Source organism: Streptomyces sp. NPDC097129, assembly GCF_055668065.1.
On record NZ_JBVOQE010000012.1, the window covers coordinates 106,983 to 123,835 of the forward strand.

Annotated in this window: 14 protein-coding genes, 5 tRNA genes and 1 pseudogene; 10 read left to right on the plus strand and 10 right to left on the minus strand. The window is 70.7% G+C overall.

Going from position 1 to position 16,853, the window contains the following annotated elements; translation table 11 throughout:
- The 8 genes and pseudogenes from AC0B9F_RS30180 to AC0B9F_RS30215 form a co-directional block, all read right to left on the minus strand.
- Positions 1-144: pseudogene (locus AC0B9F_RS30180) on the minus strand (ATP-binding protein); the annotation flags it as partial.
- Positions 125-697 (minus strand): DUF742 domain-containing protein, encoded by a 573-nt coding sequence (locus AC0B9F_RS30185; protein WP_103781643.1) that lies wholly within the window; start codon positions 695-697, stop codon positions 125-127. The pseudogene AC0B9F_RS30180 and the gene AC0B9F_RS30185, both read right to left, overlap by 20 nt.
- A gap of 98 nt (positions 698-795) precedes the next feature.
- Entirely contained in the window at positions 796-1,209 is a 414-nt protein-coding gene (locus tag AC0B9F_RS30190) for a roadblock/LC7 domain-containing protein (RefSeq protein WP_004983065.1), read from the minus strand.
- 10 nt (positions 1,210-1,219) lie between these two features.
- A complete protein-coding gene (locus AC0B9F_RS30195) occupies positions 1,220-4,471 on the minus strand; it encodes a sensor histidine kinase (protein WP_472007881.1) in 3,252 nt (1,083 codons plus the stop codon).
- A gap of 417 nt (positions 4,472-4,888) precedes the next feature.
- Positions 4,889-5,476, minus strand: a complete 588-nt coding sequence (locus tag AC0B9F_RS30200; RefSeq protein ID WP_469816281.1) for a GTP-binding protein — start codon at positions 5,474-5,476, stop codon at positions 4,889-4,891.
- On the minus strand, positions 5,457-5,852 hold the full coding sequence (locus AC0B9F_RS30205) for a DUF742 domain-containing protein (protein WP_361627748.1): 396 nt from the start codon (positions 5,850-5,852) through the stop codon (positions 5,457-5,459). The genes AC0B9F_RS30200 and AC0B9F_RS30205 overlap by 20 nt, the downstream gene beginning before the upstream one ends.
- Positions 5,853-5,963: 111 nt before the next feature.
- Positions 5,964-6,377: a roadblock/LC7 domain-containing protein gene (locus tag AC0B9F_RS30210; protein ID WP_023546525.1), complete on the minus strand. Its 414-nt coding sequence runs from the start codon at positions 6,375-6,377 to the stop codon at positions 5,964-5,966.
- 9 nt (positions 6,378-6,386) lie between these two features.
- On the minus strand, positions 6,387-10,151 hold the full coding sequence (locus tag AC0B9F_RS30215; protein ID WP_472007883.1) for a sensor histidine kinase: 3,765 nt from the start codon (positions 10,149-10,151) through the stop codon (positions 6,387-6,389).
- 615 nt (positions 10,152-10,766) lie between these two features.
- On the opposite strand from AC0B9F_RS30215, the gene AC0B9F_RS30220 reads away from it, so the two are divergent.
- The 9 genes from AC0B9F_RS30220 (at position 10,767) to AC0B9F_RS30260 (ending at position 14,711) form a co-directional block, all read left to right on the plus strand.
- The gene (locus AC0B9F_RS30220; protein ID WP_472007884.1) at positions 10,767-10,949 is read left to right on the plus strand and encodes a hypothetical protein; all 183 of its coding nucleotides are present in this window, start codon (positions 10,767-10,769) and stop codon (positions 10,947-10,949) included.
- 129 nt (positions 10,950-11,078) lie between these two features.
- The gene (locus AC0B9F_RS30225) at positions 11,079-11,864 is read left to right on the plus strand and encodes a fumarylacetoacetate hydrolase family protein (RefSeq protein ID WP_472007885.1); all 786 of its coding nucleotides are present in this window, start codon (positions 11,079-11,081) and stop codon (positions 11,862-11,864) included.
- On the plus strand, positions 11,848-13,335 hold the full coding sequence (gltX, locus tag AC0B9F_RS30230; protein WP_472007886.1) for a glutamate--tRNA ligase: 1,488 nt from the start codon (positions 11,848-11,850) through the stop codon (positions 13,333-13,335). The genes AC0B9F_RS30225 and gltX overlap by 17 nt, the downstream gene beginning before the upstream one ends.
- 90 nt (positions 13,336-13,425) lie before the next feature.
- Positions 13,426-14,157 carry an HAD family hydrolase gene (locus tag AC0B9F_RS30235; protein ID WP_472007887.1) on the plus strand — a complete coding sequence of 244 codons (732 nt, stop codon included), beginning with the start codon at positions 13,426-13,428 and terminating at the stop codon, positions 14,155-14,157.
- Between the two features lie 91 nt (positions 14,158-14,248).
- Positions 14,249-14,320 (plus strand) — tRNA-Gln (locus AC0B9F_RS30240).
- 21 nt (positions 14,321-14,341) lie between these two features.
- A tRNA-Glu gene (locus AC0B9F_RS30245) sits at positions 14,342-14,414 on the plus strand.
- 29 nt (positions 14,415-14,443) lie between these two features.
- Positions 14,444-14,516 (plus strand) — tRNA-Glu (locus tag AC0B9F_RS30250).
- 21 nt (positions 14,517-14,537) lie between these two features.
- A tRNA-Gln gene (locus tag AC0B9F_RS30255) sits at positions 14,538-14,609 on the plus strand.
- 29 nt (positions 14,610-14,638) lie between these two features.
- A tRNA-Glu gene (locus AC0B9F_RS30260) sits at positions 14,639-14,711 on the plus strand.
- A 62-nt stretch (positions 14,712-14,773) separates the two neighbouring features.
- Here AC0B9F_RS30260 and AC0B9F_RS30265 read toward each other — a convergent pair.
- Entirely contained in the window at positions 14,774-15,418 is a 645-nt protein-coding gene (locus AC0B9F_RS30265) for a MerR family transcriptional regulator (RefSeq protein WP_472007888.1), read from the minus strand.
- Between the two features lie 80 nt (positions 15,419-15,498).
- On the opposite strand from AC0B9F_RS30265, the gene AC0B9F_RS30270 reads away from it, so the two are divergent.
- Positions 15,499-16,023, plus strand: coding sequence for a DUF4188 domain-containing protein (locus tag AC0B9F_RS30270; RefSeq protein WP_472007889.1), 525 nt, complete (start codon positions 15,499-15,501; stop codon positions 16,021-16,023).
- Positions 16,024-16,097: 74 nt separating this feature from the next.
- Here the strand turns inward: AC0B9F_RS30270 and ndgR are convergent, their stop codons facing one another.
- Entirely contained in the window at positions 16,098-16,814 is a 717-nt protein-coding gene (gene ndgR / locus AC0B9F_RS30275) for an IclR family transcriptional regulator NdgR (RefSeq protein WP_361384174.1), read from the minus strand.
- Between the last annotated feature and the right edge of the window lie 39 nt (positions 16,815-16,853).

Sequence of the window (16,853 nt, forward strand, 5' to 3'; positions counted from 1 at the left end):
CATCACGGCCTCCGTGCGCAGCGGGTTGATCTCCGAGACGGCGCCGACGAACGTGGTCTTGCCCACGCCGAAGCCGCCCGCCACCACGATCTTCGCGGAGGTGGTGGAGCGGGAAGGACCGCCGCTAGAGCTTGCGAAGTCCACTGAGCACCCTTTCGAGCAGTGTCACGTCTGGCTGGCCGCCGGCGTTCTCGTCGCCGCCGGGCTGATGGATGGCGACCAGTCCCGCCTCCGCCAAGTCGGCGACGAGGATCCTGGCCACGCCGAGCGGGATCGTCAGCAGGGCCGAGATCTCGGCCACCGACTTGATCTCGCGGCACAGGTTGCAGATCCGCTGATGCTCGGGCAGCTGGCCCTGCATCTGGTGCGGAGCAGCGGTGGTGTGCACCAGCGCCTCGATGGCGAGCTGGTAGCGGGGACGCGTCCGGCCGCCGGTCATGGCGTACGGACGCACCAACGGATTGTTCGACGCCCCGGCGGGCGCCGGCTCGGGGGTGCGACGCTGCGGCTGCACGGGCTGGATACGCGGGGCGGGCGGCTGGTCGTACGGCGAAGGGCCGGGGCCCTGCGGCATGTACGGCTGCCGGTGGCTCGGGGCGGAGGGGTAGGCGTACGGGTTCGCGGAACCGTCGCCGTGGCCCTGGCCAGGGCCGTACGACCAGTTGCCCGAAGACGAACCGCCTGGGGGTGTTGCCACTTTCTCTCCTCCTCCGAGCGTGTCTGGCATCCCACCACGTGGAAGCCCGCGTCCCGAAACCTTACGGCCCCGGGACGCCAATACGCACCGTCCCCCTGTCAGTTGAGCAGGCTGCCCTGGAGCTCAGCCCGCAGATCCGGCGTCAGGACAGTACCGGCCCGGTCCACCAGAAGGGCCATTTCGTACCCGATGAGACCGATGTCCGCCTCCGGGTGCGCCAGCACCGCGAGCGAGGAACCGTCGGAAATGGACATGATGAACAGGAATCCCCGCTCCATCTCCACAACCGTCTGGTTCACGCTTCCGCCCTCGAAGATGCGGGAGGCACCGGCGGTCAGCGAGGTCAGACCGGAGGCGACGGCCGCGAGCTGGTCGGCGCGGTCGCGGGGGAAGCCTTCGGACATCGCCAGAAGGAGTCCGTCGGCGGAGACCACCACCGTGTGGGACACCCCCGGGGTGTTGTCCACGAAGTTGGTGATCAACCAGTTCAGGTTCTGTGCCGCCTGGCTCATCGGGCTCACACTAACGCTCCTGGTTGTAGGTGCTGTCAGGACCGAAGCCCTGGCCGTTCGTTTCACTGCCTGCGCTCGCGTCGCGTCCACGCTGGACGCCCCGGCGCAGGTTGCTCAGCCTGCCCCGGACGTCCTCCGGGGCGCGGGAGACCTGTGGGCCCCCCTGGGGGGTGGTTTCGGCGGCGCCTTCGACCAGGTTGGCCTTGGGAATCCGCCGCGGCAGACCGGAGGATGTCACTCCGCCTGCCTTGGGCTTCCGGAGCTGTGCGGCCTGCTGCCACCGGTCGTCGTTCGCCGACCGCCAGCTGCCATTGTCGCCGTTGTTCTCCGGGGCGGGCGCCGGCGCCTCCTGGTTCCCGCGCTGCGCGGCGCCGTTCGAACCGCTCGCGTGGGATCCGCGGCGAGGCAGCCCGGCGTCGGTCAGCGCGTGGACGGCGGAAGTGGCCGGTCCCGGACGGTCGAAGCCTACGCGGTCCTGCTGACTCGCGTCAGCGGTCCGCTGCGATTCCGCTTCCGGTGCGTCCGCAGCGTACTGGGACCCGTAGCCGTTCTGGTAGCCGTTGTTCTGGGGCCAGTCGTCCTGGTAGGAGGGCTGGTCGAAGCCCGAGAGGTTCTCCGGTGCGACGGCGTGCGCCGGCGCGGACTCCTCCTGCGCGGGCTCCGCATACGAGCGCTCGGGGTAGCCGCCGGCGTTCTGGAAACCGTCGTTGCGCGGTACGTGGCCGTTCTGCCCGTAGGAGGAGTCCTCGTACGACGGCGCCTGCTGCCCGTCGTAGCCGCCGCGGTGCTCCTCGTACGCCGTGTGCTGGTCGTACCCGGAGCCCTGCTCGGGGTAGCCGCCCCGGTGGGCGTCGTAGGCGGGCTGCTGCTGGGCGGGGGAGCCGAAGTCGTCGGCGTACCCGCCCTGCTCGTGGCCCTGCTCCTGCGGCTGGTCGTTCGACTGGGCTTCCAGGGCCGCGCGGCGCTCCTCGCGCATCAGCGAGCGGCCCACCGGGTCCAGGTCCCGCAGGTCGTCGGGGACCTCGGTGTAACGGCTGTCGTCGAAGCCCAGCTCGGCGGCCGTCCGCATCGGCTGGTTGAAGTTCTCACCCGGGAAGTTCTGCTCCGGGATGATCTGCGAAACGGTGAACTCGTCGCGCTGGACGTGCTGTTCGCCGCCACCGCCGTGGGTGATCGCGTCCGGCAGCATGACCAGCGAGGTGGTGCCGGCCTGCTCACCCGAGGGGCGCAGCTGGACCCGGATGCCGTGCCGGTCGGACAGCCGGCCGACCACGAACAGGCCCATGCGCTGCGAGATCGCGACGTCCACGGTCGGCGGGTTGGCCAGCTTGTGGTTGATGTCCGCGAAGTCCTCGGCCGTCAGACCGATGCCCTTGTCGTGGATCTCGATCATCACGCGGCCGTCCGGGAGACGGGTCGCGGTGACCCGGACCTTGGTCTGCGGCGAGGAGAACGTGGTGGCGTTCTCCAGCAGCTCGGCCAGCAGGTGGACGAGGTCGGTCACGGCGCGGCCGTGGATCTCGGCCTCCGGGACGCCCTGCAGCTCGATGCGCTCGTACTGCTCCACCTCGGAGGAGGCGGCGCGCAGCACGTCGACCAGCGGCACCGGCTGGTCCCAGCGGCGGCCGGGCTCCTCGCCGGCGAGGACCAGCAGGTTCTCGCCGTTGCGGCGCATACGGGTGGCGAGGTGGTCCAGCCGGAAGAGGTTCTCCAGCTGGTCCGGGTCGGCCTCGTTGTTCTCCAGGTCGGTGATCAGGGTCAGCTGGCCCTCGATCAGCGACTGGTTGCGGCGCGAGAGGTTGGTGAAGATCGCGTTGATGTTGCCCCGCAGCAGGGCCTGCTCGGAGGCGAGCCGGACCGCTTCGCGGTGCACCTGGTCGAAGGCGCGGGCGACCTCGCCGATCTCGTCGGTGGTGGTGATCGGGATCGGGGCGACCCGGGTGTCGACCCGGCCGGGGTCGGTGCGCGAGAGCTGGTCGACCAGCATCGGCAGGCGCTGCTCGGCGATGGAGAAGGCGGCGTTGCGCAGCTGGCGCATGGCGCGGCTCATCTGGCGGGCCACGGCACCGGCCAGGATGAAGGCGAGCAGCAGCGCGACCACCACGATGGCGCCGGTGACGATGGCGTCCTGCTTGGCGTTGTCGGCGATGGTCTGCGCGTCGGCCACGGCCTTGTCGACCAGTTCGGTCTCGACCTGGCGGTAGCCCTCGAACTTCGCGGTGGAGGCGCCCATCCAGGTCTGCGGCGTCACTCCCTTGGCGGCCAGCTCCTCGGAGCTGAAGGTGCCGGCGGCGATGCCCTGGAGCATCTTGTCCGCGACGGGCATGGCGGTGTAGGCGCCGCCCTGCGTGGAGCTGCTGTCACCGGCGTTGACGGCGGCGCCCCGGTCACCGACCTTCTGGCGCTGCTGCGCCATGACCTGGTCGAGACGGTCGACGTCGGCCTGGGTGGCGCCGGAGACGAACTCGTTGACGGCGATGCCCTCGAGATAGCGGTACGTGGCGAGGGAGACGCGCTGCTGCGCGGCCACGCTCTGCTTCTCGGCGGGCCGGATCAGCAGGTGCACGCCGATCGCGCGCTGCAGCGAGGTCGCCGCCTTGGCGAGGGAGACCGCGTAGACGGTACGGCCGTAGGAGGTGACGTTGCCGGTGCCGAGGCTCAGCTCGTTGGCGAACTCCATCAGGGAGTGCTGGACGAGGACGTAGCCCTCTTCCGTCTTCACCGGGTCCATCACCTTGGTGAAGGCGGCCTGGCGCAGCGCGGTCAGCTTGTTCTCGTTGGACCGGAACAGCTGCATACGGCGGTCGAGGGCGGCCGTGTGCGGCAGGTTCTTCGCCGCCTCGTCGAACTTCCCCTTGGCGGAGTCGGTGGCGGCGCGCAGCTGCTTGACCTCGGCCGTCTCGCCCTTGCCCTGGAGCAGGTCGGGCGCGGTGAGGTCGCGCTCGTCGAGCAGGGCCTGGCCGTAGTCCTCGGCGGCGCGCACCAGGAGCGCGACGTTCTCCGCGTCCTCCGCGTTCTGCCAGGTGTCGATCGAGCTCTTGACCTGGAAGCCGCCCATGACGAGGCCGACGAGCACGGGTATGAGCAGGATCGCGTTCAGCCGGGTCGGCACCCGCCAGTTGCGGGGGGAGAAGCGGCCGCCGCTCGGGGCCGGCGCCGCCGACGGTTCCGAACCGGGCACAGGGGCGGGCGCCGCTGTGCGCGGCGGCGGGGTGAAGTTGCCCCGCGCCGCCGGCTCGGGACTGTTCTTGCTTCGCCTCACTCGACCAACAACCTCTCGGCGGTCGGCACCTTCGTCGTGCCGCAGTGTGTCCGTGCCCGGTCGGCCAACGACTCCCGGTACGCCTACCAGTACGTCTTTGACTATTGGGCAGTTCAGGCATTCCAGCACGACGACCTGCGCTCTTCCAAACAGCGGAATGCGCGAGCTCGAGGTGATGTAAGCCCCGCATAAAACGGTCATAAAGAGCGAGCCCCGTCAAAAGACGGGGCGTTCGTGCGCGCAGCGACACCGGTCGACCGCGACGCGTGGCGGTTCTCCACGATTCCTCTGCCGAACTGTTATGAACACCGGAGCCGGCCGTGTCAAAGGCCACAGCCGGCTCCGTCGAGCCCTACGACAACTGCCGTGACGCTCTTCCGACTTGAGCGTCGGGCCGGCGCCGCCCCGGCGCCGGCGCTAGCGCAGCCGTGCCATCAGCGCGTGTTCCACCAGCGTGATCAGGGCGGACTTGGCGTCGGCGCGGTGCCGTGCGTCCGTCGTGATGATCGGGGTGTCGGGACCGATCTGGAGGGCCTCGCGGACCTCTTCCGGCTGGTAGGGCTGCTGTCCGTCGAAGCCGTTGAGGGCGACGACGAAGGGCAGGCCGCTGTTCTCGAAGTAGTCGACGGCGGGGAAGCAGTCGGCCAGGCGCCGGGTGTCGACGAGTACCACCGCGCCGATCGCGCCGCGCACGAGGTCGTCCCACATGAACCAGAAGCGGTCCTGGCCCGGCGTACCGAAGAGGTAGAGGATCAGGTCCTGGTCGAGGGTGATGCGGCCGAAGTCCATGGCCACCGTGGTGGTGGTCTTGTCTCCGGTGTGGGTGAGGTCGTCGATGCCCGCGGACGCGGACGTCATCACGGCCTCCGTGCGCAGCGGGTTGATCTCCGAGACGGCGCCGACGAACGTGGTCTTGCCCACGCCGAAGCCGCCCGCCACCACGATCTTCGCCGAGGTGGTCGAGCGCGCGGTCGTCGCCTGACCGCTAGAGCTTGCGAAGTCCACTGAGCACCCTTTCGAGCAGCGTCACGTCCGGAGCACCGGTGGCCTCGTCGCCGCCCGGCTGGTGGATCGCGACGAGACCGGCCTCGGCGAGGTCCGCGACCAGAATGCGGGCCACGCCCAGCGGCATGTTGAGCAGCGCGGAGACCTCCGCGACCGACTTCACCTCACGGCACAGATGGCAGATGCGCTGGTGCTCCGGGAGCAACCCCATGAGCGCAGCCGGGTCGGCCGTGGTGCTGATCAGCGCCTCGATGGCGAGCTGGTAGCGCGGCCGGGTCCGGCCGCCGGTCATGGCGTACGGCCTGACCAGCGGCTGGTCGCCCTCTTCCTCGTACGACCCTGCGTACGGATCATGATGGGCGGTGGGCGGGGTCATGAATCCTCCGGGCGAGACAGCAAGTCGGTCGGGCTGGCCGTCGGACGGGGCCGGTGGGGGGATTGTGGCGGCCGGACGGTTTTTCGGTGACGCGTATGGATCACGGGCCGGTCAGTGGAGCAGACTTCCCTGGAGCTCGGCACGCAGGTCGGGCGTGAGCACCGCGCCCGCGCGGTCCACGAGGAGCGCCATCTCGTAGCCGACGAGGCCGATGTCGCACTCGGGGTGCGCGAGCACGGCCAGCGACGAGCCGTCCGAGACGGACATGAGGAACAGAAATCCCCGTTCCATCTCGACGACCGTCTGTGCCACGGTGCCGCCCTCGAAGATCCGCGAGGCACCGGCCGTCAGCGAGGTGAGACCCGACGCGACGGCCGCCAGCTGGTCGGCACGGTCGCGCGGGAAGCCCTCGGACATCGCCAGCAGCAGACCGTCGGCGGACACGACGACGGTGTGGGACACCCCTGGGGTGTTGTCCACGAAGTTGGTGATCAACCAGTTGAGGTTCTGTGCCGCCTGGCTCATCTGGCTCAACTAACGCTCCTGCTGGTGAGTGGGGCTCGGGAAGCTGCCGGTCTGGCCGCTGCCGGCCTGACGGCCCTGAGCGATGCCCCGACGAAGATTGGTCAGCCGGCCGCGTACGTCTTGTGGCGCACGCGAGACCTGCGGACCGGACTGGTGCTGCTGTTGCTGAGCCGTGCCCGGCACGAGGTTCGCCCGGGGCACGCGGCGCGGCAGACCGGAGGTGGTGACCCCACCCGAGGCGGGCTGACGCACCCGCTCCGCCTGCCGGACGAGATCGTCGTTCGGCGAGCTGCGCCAGCCGCTCTGGGCCGGCGGCTGCTGCTGCGGCGCGGCCGGAGCCGGCGCCTGCTGCGGCTGCTGCTGCGGGGCCGGAGCGCCGCTCTGCTGCTGCTCGTCCTCACGGGCGCCGCGGAACCAGTTGGTCTCCAGCGTGTCGTACAGCGGGGTACGGCCGTCACCCGGACCGCTGGCCGGCGGCAGCGCCTCCGGCTCACGCCGGACGGGCCGCTGCTGCGGGGCCTGCTGCGGCGCCTGCTGCTGCGCCGGGCGCTGCTGCGGGGCCTGGGGCTGCGGGTAGCCGTAGCCACCGGTCTGCGGCTGCGCGAACGGGTCGCCGGCCGCGGGCTCCGGCCGCGCGGGAAGCGCATGCCGGCCCGTGGGGGACCCGTCGTGCTGCGGCGCCGGGAACTGGCCGGTGGAACCATCGCGCTGCGGTGCCGGGAACTGGCCGGTGGAGCCGTCGTCGTACGCCTGCGGGGCCGGGAACCGGCCCGTGGCGGGCCCGGAGTCACGGCCGCCGGGGGCGCCGAAGATGTCGGAGCGGACGAACGGGTCGTCGCCCTGGCCGGCGCTCGGGCGCGGCGCGCCGAAGTCCGGACCGGAGAACTCGGAGGTGCCGGCCCTGCCCTGCGTGTCGTCGCCGCGGCCCACCGCCGGGAACTCGGCGGTCGCGCCGGGACCCTGACGGTCGTCGATCCGGGGCATCCGCGAGGTCTGCGCGGCCTCCGGCTCCTCGTGACCGCGCGGGGTGTCCAGCGAGGCACGTGAGGCCGGCGGCTCGGCGCTCTGGTCGCTCCAGCTCGGCGTACGCGGCTGCTGCGGGGCGCTGCCGGGCAGCTCGGCCCGGGCACCGCCGCGGGCCGGCAGCTGCGGACGGCGACGCCGGCCGCCCTTCTCCGCGCCCGCGCCCGCGTCGTCGGCGGGGCGCTGCGCCGGGGCCGGGCCGCGCGCAGGACCGAAGGGGTCCTGGCCGGGCGCACCCGGACCCGCGGGCTGCAGACCCTGCGGCGAGGCGGGCTGTCCGAAGGGAGCGCCCGTGCCGGCCGGCGCGGGCCGGCCCTGCTGCGGGCCGCCCTGCGGCTGCGGACCGCGGGGAGCGGACGGCGCACCCGGGCGGGAGCCGTCGCGGCCGGGCAGCGCGGCGCGCGGCCCCTGGCCGGCGCCCAGCAGACCGCCGTTGCCGGCACCCGGGGCGCCCGCGGACGGCGAGGCGCCGAAGGCGCCTCCACCCTGGCCGCCGCCGTTCTGCCCGGTGGCCTGGCGGCGTGCGGCGGCCGCACCGGCGGCGGCCTGCGCGGCGGCGGGACCGCCGGTGGAACCCTGGCCGGGCTTCGGCGGCTGCGGCTTCTTGCCGCCCTGCGCCACGTCGACCGGCAGCATGACCAGCGCGGTCGTACCGCCGGAGTCGGACGGGCGCAGCTGGATGCGGATGCCGTGACGCTGCGAGAGGCGGCCGACCACGAACAGACCCATGCGGCGGGAGACGGAGACGTCCACGGTGGGCGGCGAGGCGAGCCGCTCGTTGATCGCGGCGAGGTCCTCGGGGGAGAGGCCGATGCCGGTGTCGTGGATCTCGATCAGCACGCGGCCGTCGGGCAGCGCGTGACCGGTGACCTTGACCTTGGTCTGCGGGGAGGAGAACGAGGTGGCGTTCTCCAGCAGCTCGGCGAGCAGGTGCACGAGGTCGTTGACGACCCGGCCGGCGACCTCGGTGGTCGGCACGGAGGCCAGCTCGATGCGCTCGTACTGCTCCACCTCGGACGCGGCGGCACGCAACACGTCGACCAGCGGGACCGGGCGGGTCCAGCGGCGGCCCGGCTCCTCACCGGCGAGGACGAGGAGGTTCTCACCGTTACGGCGCATACGGGTGGCGAGGTGGTCGAGCTTGAACAGCGAGGACAGCTGGTCCGGGTCGGCCTCGCGGGACTCCAGCTCGGAGATCAGCGACAGCTGGCGCTGGATCAGACCCTGGGAGCGGCGCGAGAGGTTGGTGAACATCGCGTTGACGTTGCCCCGCAGCAGGGCCTGCTCGGCGGCGAGGCGGACCGCCTCGCGGTGCACGTCGTCGAAGGCCGCGGCCACCTGGCCGATCTCGTCCCGGGAGTGCACACCGACGGACTCCACGGAGGTGTCCACGTCCTGCGGGTCGGACTCCGACAGCTGCTTGACCAGCTCCGGCAGACGGTCCTGGGCGACCCTGGTCGCGGTCTCCTGGAGCCGGCGCAGCGAGCGGATCATGGAGCGGGCCACGACGAAGGCGCCGACCAGCGACACACCGAGGACCAGCAGGATCAGCGCACCGGAGATGATCGCCTCGCGCTCGGAGTCGCTGCGCAGCTCGCGGGCCTTCTGCTCCATCTCGCTGAGCAGGGTCAGCTCGATGTTCGACATCTGCTGGAGCTTGGTGCCGCTGTCGTCCAGCCAGTCCTTGTACGACCGCTTGTCCAGCTTCTTCAGACCACCGACGTCCTGGACCGCGCGGCTCGCGTAGGTGTCGGCGTCCTCGATGATCGGGTTGCCCTCTTGGATGGGCTTGAGCAGCTCCTCGGCGTTCTTGTCGCCGTAGATGCTGCGGAACGTGCTCAGCTCCGACTTCTGGCCCTCGGTCGCCGACTCGGCGTAGTTGCGGTCGTTCTCCGAGAGGTCGCCGTACGTGGTGTTGCTGACGGGCAGGGCGGCCGCGATGACCGCGCGCTGCATGGAGGCGTACTCCTTGGCGGAGGAGAACGCGGCCAGCGCGCGGGTGCGCTGGATCATCTCCGGGTTGCTGGTGGCCTCGGCCATGTCCTGCGACAGGTCCAGCAGGTGGGTGATCAGCCGGTGGTACGCCTCGACCGTCTGGGAGGAGTTGCCGTCGGCCGTGTAGGCGTCGTGGCGGATCTTGCCGAGGGTGTTCAGGTCACGGGCGATGGCGACGACGCTCTCGCGGACACCCTGCAGGTTGCCGTCCTCGACCTGCTCCGAGGCGTCGATGAAGTTGTCCTTGGCGCGGTCGGTCTTGTCCCGCAGCCCCTTGACGGTGGGGTCCTCGGCCTTGGAACCGTGCGCCAGCGGACCGGCGGACTCGTCGCGCTCCTCCTGGAGCGCCGCGGCGAGCTCGGTGGCCTGCTTGGTCATCTCGGTCAGCAGCTTCATGTTCTCGAGCTGCTGGATGTTGTCCATCGACTCGCTGATGCGCAGGGCGCCCAGGGTGGTCGCGGCGACCACGGGGAGCGCGAGCAGCGACACGAGCCGGGTGGAGATGCGCCAGTTGCGCAGGGCTATTCGCGTGCCGGGGCCGGAGGGGCCCTGCGGCTTGACCTTGGGCGTGGCGGGGGTGGGGGCCGACCCGGTCACACCCGGACGCCCGGGGCGCTCACCGCCGTCACCGGCGGGGGCCGCCTGGCCCGGCTTCTGGGCGTGCTGGGGCGAGGAGCTGCCGGCCATCGGGCCAGTCCCGCCGTGCGGCTCCGGCTCCGCCGAAGCGCTGCCATCCCTCTTGAAACGTCCCTGCACTAGCGTCGCAACCTCTGGACCAGGCGTCCCTCCGCAGATACGGAGAAACGGTGTCGGCGTCTTGGGAGATCGCCCTGAATACGTCTCCCGGGTGGTCGTGAGTGACCGGCGCTGGACTCCCCCTCTCGCCGCTCACCTTGTCGGGAGCGACGTCGCATTCGCGCCCCCTGTGCGCCGGCTCGATCCTGCGGCGGTCCGTGGCATTCCAGCACAGTGCAGGATCTCCAACAAGGTTCGTGGGTCGTTGTGTGACCACCGTGACAGCTTGTGAGGGGCGGGTTACCAGGCGTGGAAAGTGATCCCGTACGAATCGGGCGTATCCGAGCGAGTCGGCGGAGTGCGACCGGTGTCCCAGTCGCCATGATCAGGAGCGGAATGATGGCTTCAGGGACCCAATGTCCGTTTCGTTGCGGTGATCCACGGGTCGGAATTGACCGGTTTGGGCGGTGATTCGTGAGCAAACTCACACGCGGATCATGTGGTCTTCACGCCTTCGACGGGAATGCGCAGATTTGGACTCGTGCTTGACAAGAGGTGACGTTCTGACAATCCGCGCGCGCGTGGGGTAGCTTTGGCCCCCTCCCAGCGCCCCGAGACGAACAGGTCTTGTTAACCGTGAAGACGACGATGATGTTCCGCCCGCTTGCCAACCCTCGGCGCACGACGCTGGCGCACCTGGACGGCGCCGACGAACTGCAGATCCCCGAGCAGCCGGAGCACTCCATCGACCTGCCGGCGCAGACCGCCAACCCGCGACGCACGGTCCTCATGGAGGCCCCGGCGACCGCCGCGCACTGAGCGCACAGCCGAACCGGAATTCTGAGGGGCGCCCGCACCGAGCGGGCGCCCTTCGCCATGGTCACCGCGTTAGCCTGGAGCGTCAGACTCCAGCCAGCTCAGTGACAAGTTAAGGGGCGCAAGGATCCCGTGCGCATCGCCAGGTTCTCCATCGACGGGAACGTCGCCTTCGGCGCGGTCGAAGGCGACAAGCCGGACGAGCTCGTCCTCGACATCATCAAGGGCATCCCGTTCGCGGACTTCGAGCTCTCCGGCACCAAGGTGCCGCTGAGCAAGGTGCGGCTGCTGCCTCCCGTGCTGCCCAACAAGGTCGTCGCCTTCGGCCGCAACTACGCCGAGCACGCCCGTGAACTGGGCAACGAGGTGCCGGACGCCCCGTTCGCCTTCCTCAAGCCGTCCACCTCGGTGATCGGCCCCGGCGACGCCATCCAGTACCCGCCGTTCACCGAGGACCTCCAGCACGAGGCCGAGCTGGCCGTCGTCATCGGCCGTATGTGCCGCGAGGTCCCGCGCGAGCGCGTGGCGGACGTGATCTTCGGCTACACCTGCGCCAACGACGTCACCGCACGCGACGTGCAGAAGCGTGAGAAGCAGTGGGCCCGGGCCAAGGGCTTCGACAGCGCCTGCCCGCTCGGCCCGTGGGTGGAGACGGACATCGGCCTCGACGCCGCGTCCGATCTGACCCTCCAGCTCACGGTCAACGGCGAACAGCGCCAACTGGGCCGCACGAGCGAGATGATCCACCCCATCGCGGATCTCATCGTCAACATCTCCGAGGCCATGACGCTGCTGCCCGGCGACGTCATCCTCACCGGCACCCCGGCAGGGGTCGGCCCCCTGAACGTCGGCGACGAGGTCGCCGTCACCATCGAAGGCATCGGCACTCTCACCAACAAGGTTGTCAAGCGTGGCTAGCGCATCAGCAGTCCGTGTCCGTTTCTGTCCCTCGCCCACCGGTAACCCGCACGTGGGCCTGGTCCGCACCGCCCTGTTCAACTGGGCGTTCGCCCGGCACCACCAGGGCACCCTGGTCTTCCGCATCGAGGACACCGACGCGGCCCGCGACTCCGAGGAGTCCTACAACCAGCTGCTCGACGCGATGCGCTGGCTCGGCTTCGACTGGGACGAGGGCCCCGAGGTCGGCGGCCCGCACGCGCCCTACCGCCAGTCGCAGCGCATGGACCTGTACAAGGACGTCGCGCAGAAGCTGCTGGACGCCGGCCACGCCTACCACTGCTACTGCTCGCAGGAGGAGCTGGACACCCGCCGCGAGGCCGCCCGCGCCGCCGGCAAGCCCTCCGGCTACGACGGCCACTGCCGTGACCTGAGCGCCGAGCAGGTCGAGCAGTACCGGGCCGAGGGCCGCGCCCCGATCGTCCGCTTCCGTATGCCGGACGAGACGATCACCTTCACCGACCTCGTGCGCGGCGAGCTGACCTTCACCCCGGAGAACGTCCCGGACTACGGCATCGTGCGCGCCAACGGCGCCCCGCTGTACACGCTGGTCAACCCGGTCGACGACGCCCTGATGGAGATCACCCACGTCCTGCGCGGCGAGGACCTGCTCTCCTCCACCCCGCGCCAGATCGCGCTGTACAAGGCGCTGACCGAGCTGGGCATCGCCAAGGAAACCCCCGCCTTCGGCCACCTGCCGTACGTGATGGGCGAGGGCAACAAGAAGCTGTCCAAGCGCGACCCGCAGTCCAGCCTGAACCTCTACCGCGAGCGGGGCTTCCTGCCCGAGGGCCTGCTCAACTACCTCTCCCTGCTGGGCTGGTCGCTCTCCGCGGACCAGGACATCTTCTCGATCGAGGAGATGGTCGCGGCCTTCGACATCGCCGACGTGAACCCCAACCCGGCGCGCTTCGACCTGAAGAAGTGCGAGGCGATCAACGCCGACCACATCCGCCTGCTGGATGTGAAGGACTTCACCGAGCGCTGCCGTCCCTGGCTGAAGGCCCCCGTCGCCCCCTGGGCGCCGGAGGACTTCGACGAGGCCAAGTGGCAGGCCGTCGCCCCGCACGCGCAGACCCGCGTGAAGGTGCTCTCCGAGATCACCGACAACGTCGACTTCCTCTTCCTCGCCGAGCCCGTCGTCGACGAGGCGTCGTGGACGAAGGCGATGAAGGAGGGCTCCGACGCCCTGCTGCGCACGGCCCGCGAGAAGCTGGAAGCGGCCGACTGGACGTCCCCGGAGTCGCTGAAGGAGGCCGTCCTGGCCGCCGGTGAGGCGCACGGCCTCAAGCTCGGCAAGGCCCAGGCCCCGGTCCGGGTCGCCGTCACCGGCCGTACCGTCGGCCTGCCGCTCTTCGAGTCCCTGGAGGTCCTGGGCAAGGAGAAGTCCCTCGCCCGGATCGACGCGGCGCTGGCGAAGCTGGCGTCGTAAGGCACACCCGGACCGAGTGAGGTCCGCGCACAGGGGCGGTATCCGGGAAACACCCGGGTACCGCCCCCGCTGTTTGGCTACCGTCGGGCCATGAGCATCCGAGCCGTGGTCTGGGACGTCGACGACACCCTCTTCGACTACACCAGCGCCGACCGCGCCGGCATGCGCGCTCACCTGGCCGCCGAGGGACTGCTCGGGGACTTCGGTACGGCGGAGCAGGCGCTCGCGCGCTGGCGGGAGGCCACCGAACTGCACTGGGCGCGCTTCGCGGCGGGCGAGCTGACCTTCGAGGCGCAGCGGCGCGACCGCGTGCGGACGTTCCTGGGCACCGTACTGAGCGACGCGGAGGCCGACGGCTTCTTCCACCGCTACGTCGGCCACTACGAGGCCGCCTGGGCCCTCTTCCCGGACGTCCTGCCCGTCCTGGACACCCTCGCGGCCGGCTACCGGCACGCGGTGCTGTCCAACTCCAGCCTCGTCGTCCAGGACCGCAAGCTGCGCGTCCTCGGCGTCCACGGCCGCTTCGAGACCATCCTGTGCGCGGCCGAGCTGGGCGTGTCCAAGCCCGAGGCCGCCGCCTTCCACGCCGCCTGCACCGCCCTGCGCCTGGCCCCGCACGAGGTGGCCTACGTCGGCGACCACCCGGACATCGACGGGCGCGGCGCGGCGGAGGCGGGCCTGCTGTCGGTGTGGATCGACCGTGACGGGTCGCGCACCGGCGGTGATGCGCCGCACGGCCCGCGCCGGATCTCCGGCCTCGCCGAACTCCCGGCGGTGCTCGGCGCGGATACCCGTTTTGGAGCCCGGTCGACCTTCAGGTAATGTTCTTCCTGCGCCGCCGGGGAGCGGGCCGAAAGGCCGGGACCCGGGGGAGCGAACTAGAACGAGAACCCCGCAGGGGCTTGAGTTCCAGTGGCCTATGGTGTAATTGGCAGCACGACTGATTCTGGTTCAGTTAGTCTTGGTTCGAGTCCAGGTAGGCCAGCTCGCAGAGCTCATCTGCAAAGCCCCCGTTGTGTAGCGGCCTAGCACGCTGCCCTCTCAAGGCAGTAGCGCCGGTTCGAATCCGGTCGGGGGTACTGATCTCGAACTTGTCGGGATCGCTAGGGCCCCCGTTGTGTAGCGGCCTAGCACGCCGCCCTCTCAAGGCGGTAGCGCCGGTTCGAATCCGGTCGGGGGTACTGACTGGTCTAAGCCATCATTGGTCTATGGTGTAATTGGCAGCACGACTGATTCTGGTTCAGTTAGTCTTGGTTCGAGTCCAGGTAGACCAGCTCGGACCTGCGGAAACGCAGCGTCCAGGGCCCCCGTTGTGTAGCGGCCTAGCACGCCGCCCTCTCAAGGCGGTAGCGCCGGTTCGAATCCGGTCGGGGGTACAGAAGAAGGCCCTTCGCTTCGGCGGAGGGCCTTCGGCGTACCCGGCCTTCGGTGTGCGCGGTCACTCGAAGCCGTAGCGCCGCGACGACTCCTCCTCCTGGGCCAGCCGGTGCAGCGCCTGCAGCAGCGGCTCGTTCAGGATCGCCCCCAGGACCGCGAACTCCACCCGCTCCGCCTCGGACGGATACCTCTCCATGGCGTCCAGGTCCAGGGCGGCGGTGCGGTGCATCAACTCGGCGTACGGCGCGAGCTGTTCGGCCCCCCAGTCGTAGCCGAGCCGGCGGAACGCGGCCACGGCCACGACCAGCGAGCGGTACGACGGGGAGATGGTCGCGAGCAGCTTGGCGTTGCGCCAGCCGAGCCGGTCCAGGAGCGCGGCGACCTCCCGGTGGGCGGCTTGCACGTGCTCGTCGTCCGCGTCCGGCTCCGGCACCTGCGGCAGCGCCCACAGGGAGGCGCCCAGGCGGATCGTGCGGCCCAGGGAGTCGTCGTCGACGTGCCCCAGCACCTCCCGGACCGTCGCCACGGGCAACCGGCCGACCTGGATCATCGCGCGCACCAGCCGCAGCCGGCGCAGATGCTCGTCGTCGTACTCCGCCGTCGTGGTGTTGATCTGCCGGCCGGGCGGCAGCAGCCCCTCGCGCAGGTAGTACTTGATCGTCGCGGTGGAGACCCCGCTGCGCTCGCTCAGTTCCGCCAGCCGCATCTCTTGCGCCCCTTCTTGGATAACGGCACTATCCAAGCATGGCGCTGTTGGATAGCGTCGCTCACCGACGAGGGGGCTCGATGTTCGGGAAGCACATCACCGCCGGGCGCACCACCGCGGACACGGAGGGCGACGTCGTCGTCCTGCTGATCGGGATGCGCATCAACCACTTCTGGGCGGTGCACCAGTGGCTGCCGGTGTTCCTGGCGATGCCGCGCATGCTGCGCGAGCTGAGCCGGGACCGCAGCCGGGGACTGCTCGGGCACGTCCTGCTGACGGCGTCACCGCGGACGTACTACGTCGTCCAGTACTGGGAGTCCAGGGAGAAGCTCTACGCCTACGCGCACGACCCCGGCGCCCTGCACCACCCGGTGTGGGCGGCGATCAACCGTCTGGAGAAGGCCGGCAAGGTCCGCGGGCACGTGGGGCTGTGGCACGAGGCGTACATCGTGCCGGAGGGGTCGTACGAGTCGATCTACGCCGACATGCCGGCGTTCGGTCTGGCCGCCGCGCACGGGCAGGTGCCGGTCGCTGCGCGCGGGCGGTACGCGAAGGACCGGTTCGCCCACCGTTCGCGGAAGGTCCCGGCCGGGACGGGGGAGTGAGTGCGGGGTGAGAAACGGGGCAGGGCCCGCCGCGGCGTTGAGGCGGGCCCTGCCCCTTGGTGCGGGGTGTGACCTCAGCCCGTGCGGCGCAGGGCCTCCGAGAGGCGGGCCGCGGCGTCGATGACCGCCTGGGCGTGCATGCGGCCCGGGTGGCGCGTGAGGCGCTCGATGGGGCCGGAGACGGACACGGCGGCCACCACGCGGTTGGAGGGGCCGCGTACGGGCGCGGAGACGGACGCGACGCCCGGCTCGCGCTCGCCGATCGACTGGGCCCAGCCGCGGCGCCGTACGCCGGACAGGGCCGTCGCCGTGAAGCGGGCGCCCTGCAGGCCGCGGTGGAGGCGCTCGGGCTCCTCCCAGGCCATGAGGACCTGCGCGGACGAGCCCGCCTTCATCGTGAGCGTGGAGCCGACCGGGACCGTGTCCCGCAGTCCGGACAGGCGCTCCGCGGCGGCGACGCAGATCCGCATGTCACCCTGGCGGCGATAGAGCTGCGCGCTCTCGCCCGTGACGTCCCGCAGGTGGGTGAGCACCGGGCCGGCGGTGGCGAGGAGACGGTCCTCACCCGCGGCGGCGGCCAGTTCCGACAGCCGAGGGCCGAGAATGAAACGTCCCTGCATGTCACGCGCCACCATGCGGTGGTGTTCCAGTGCCACGGCCAGGCGGTGAGCCGTGGGTCGAGCCAGTCCGGTGGCCGCGACCAGACCCGCGAGGGTGGCCGGACCGGACTCCAGAGCGCTCAGGACGAGGGCCGCCTTGTCCAGAACGCCGACGCCGCTACTGTTGTCCATGCAACGATACTCGCGTCTCACTCTGTGAAACGCAAGTTC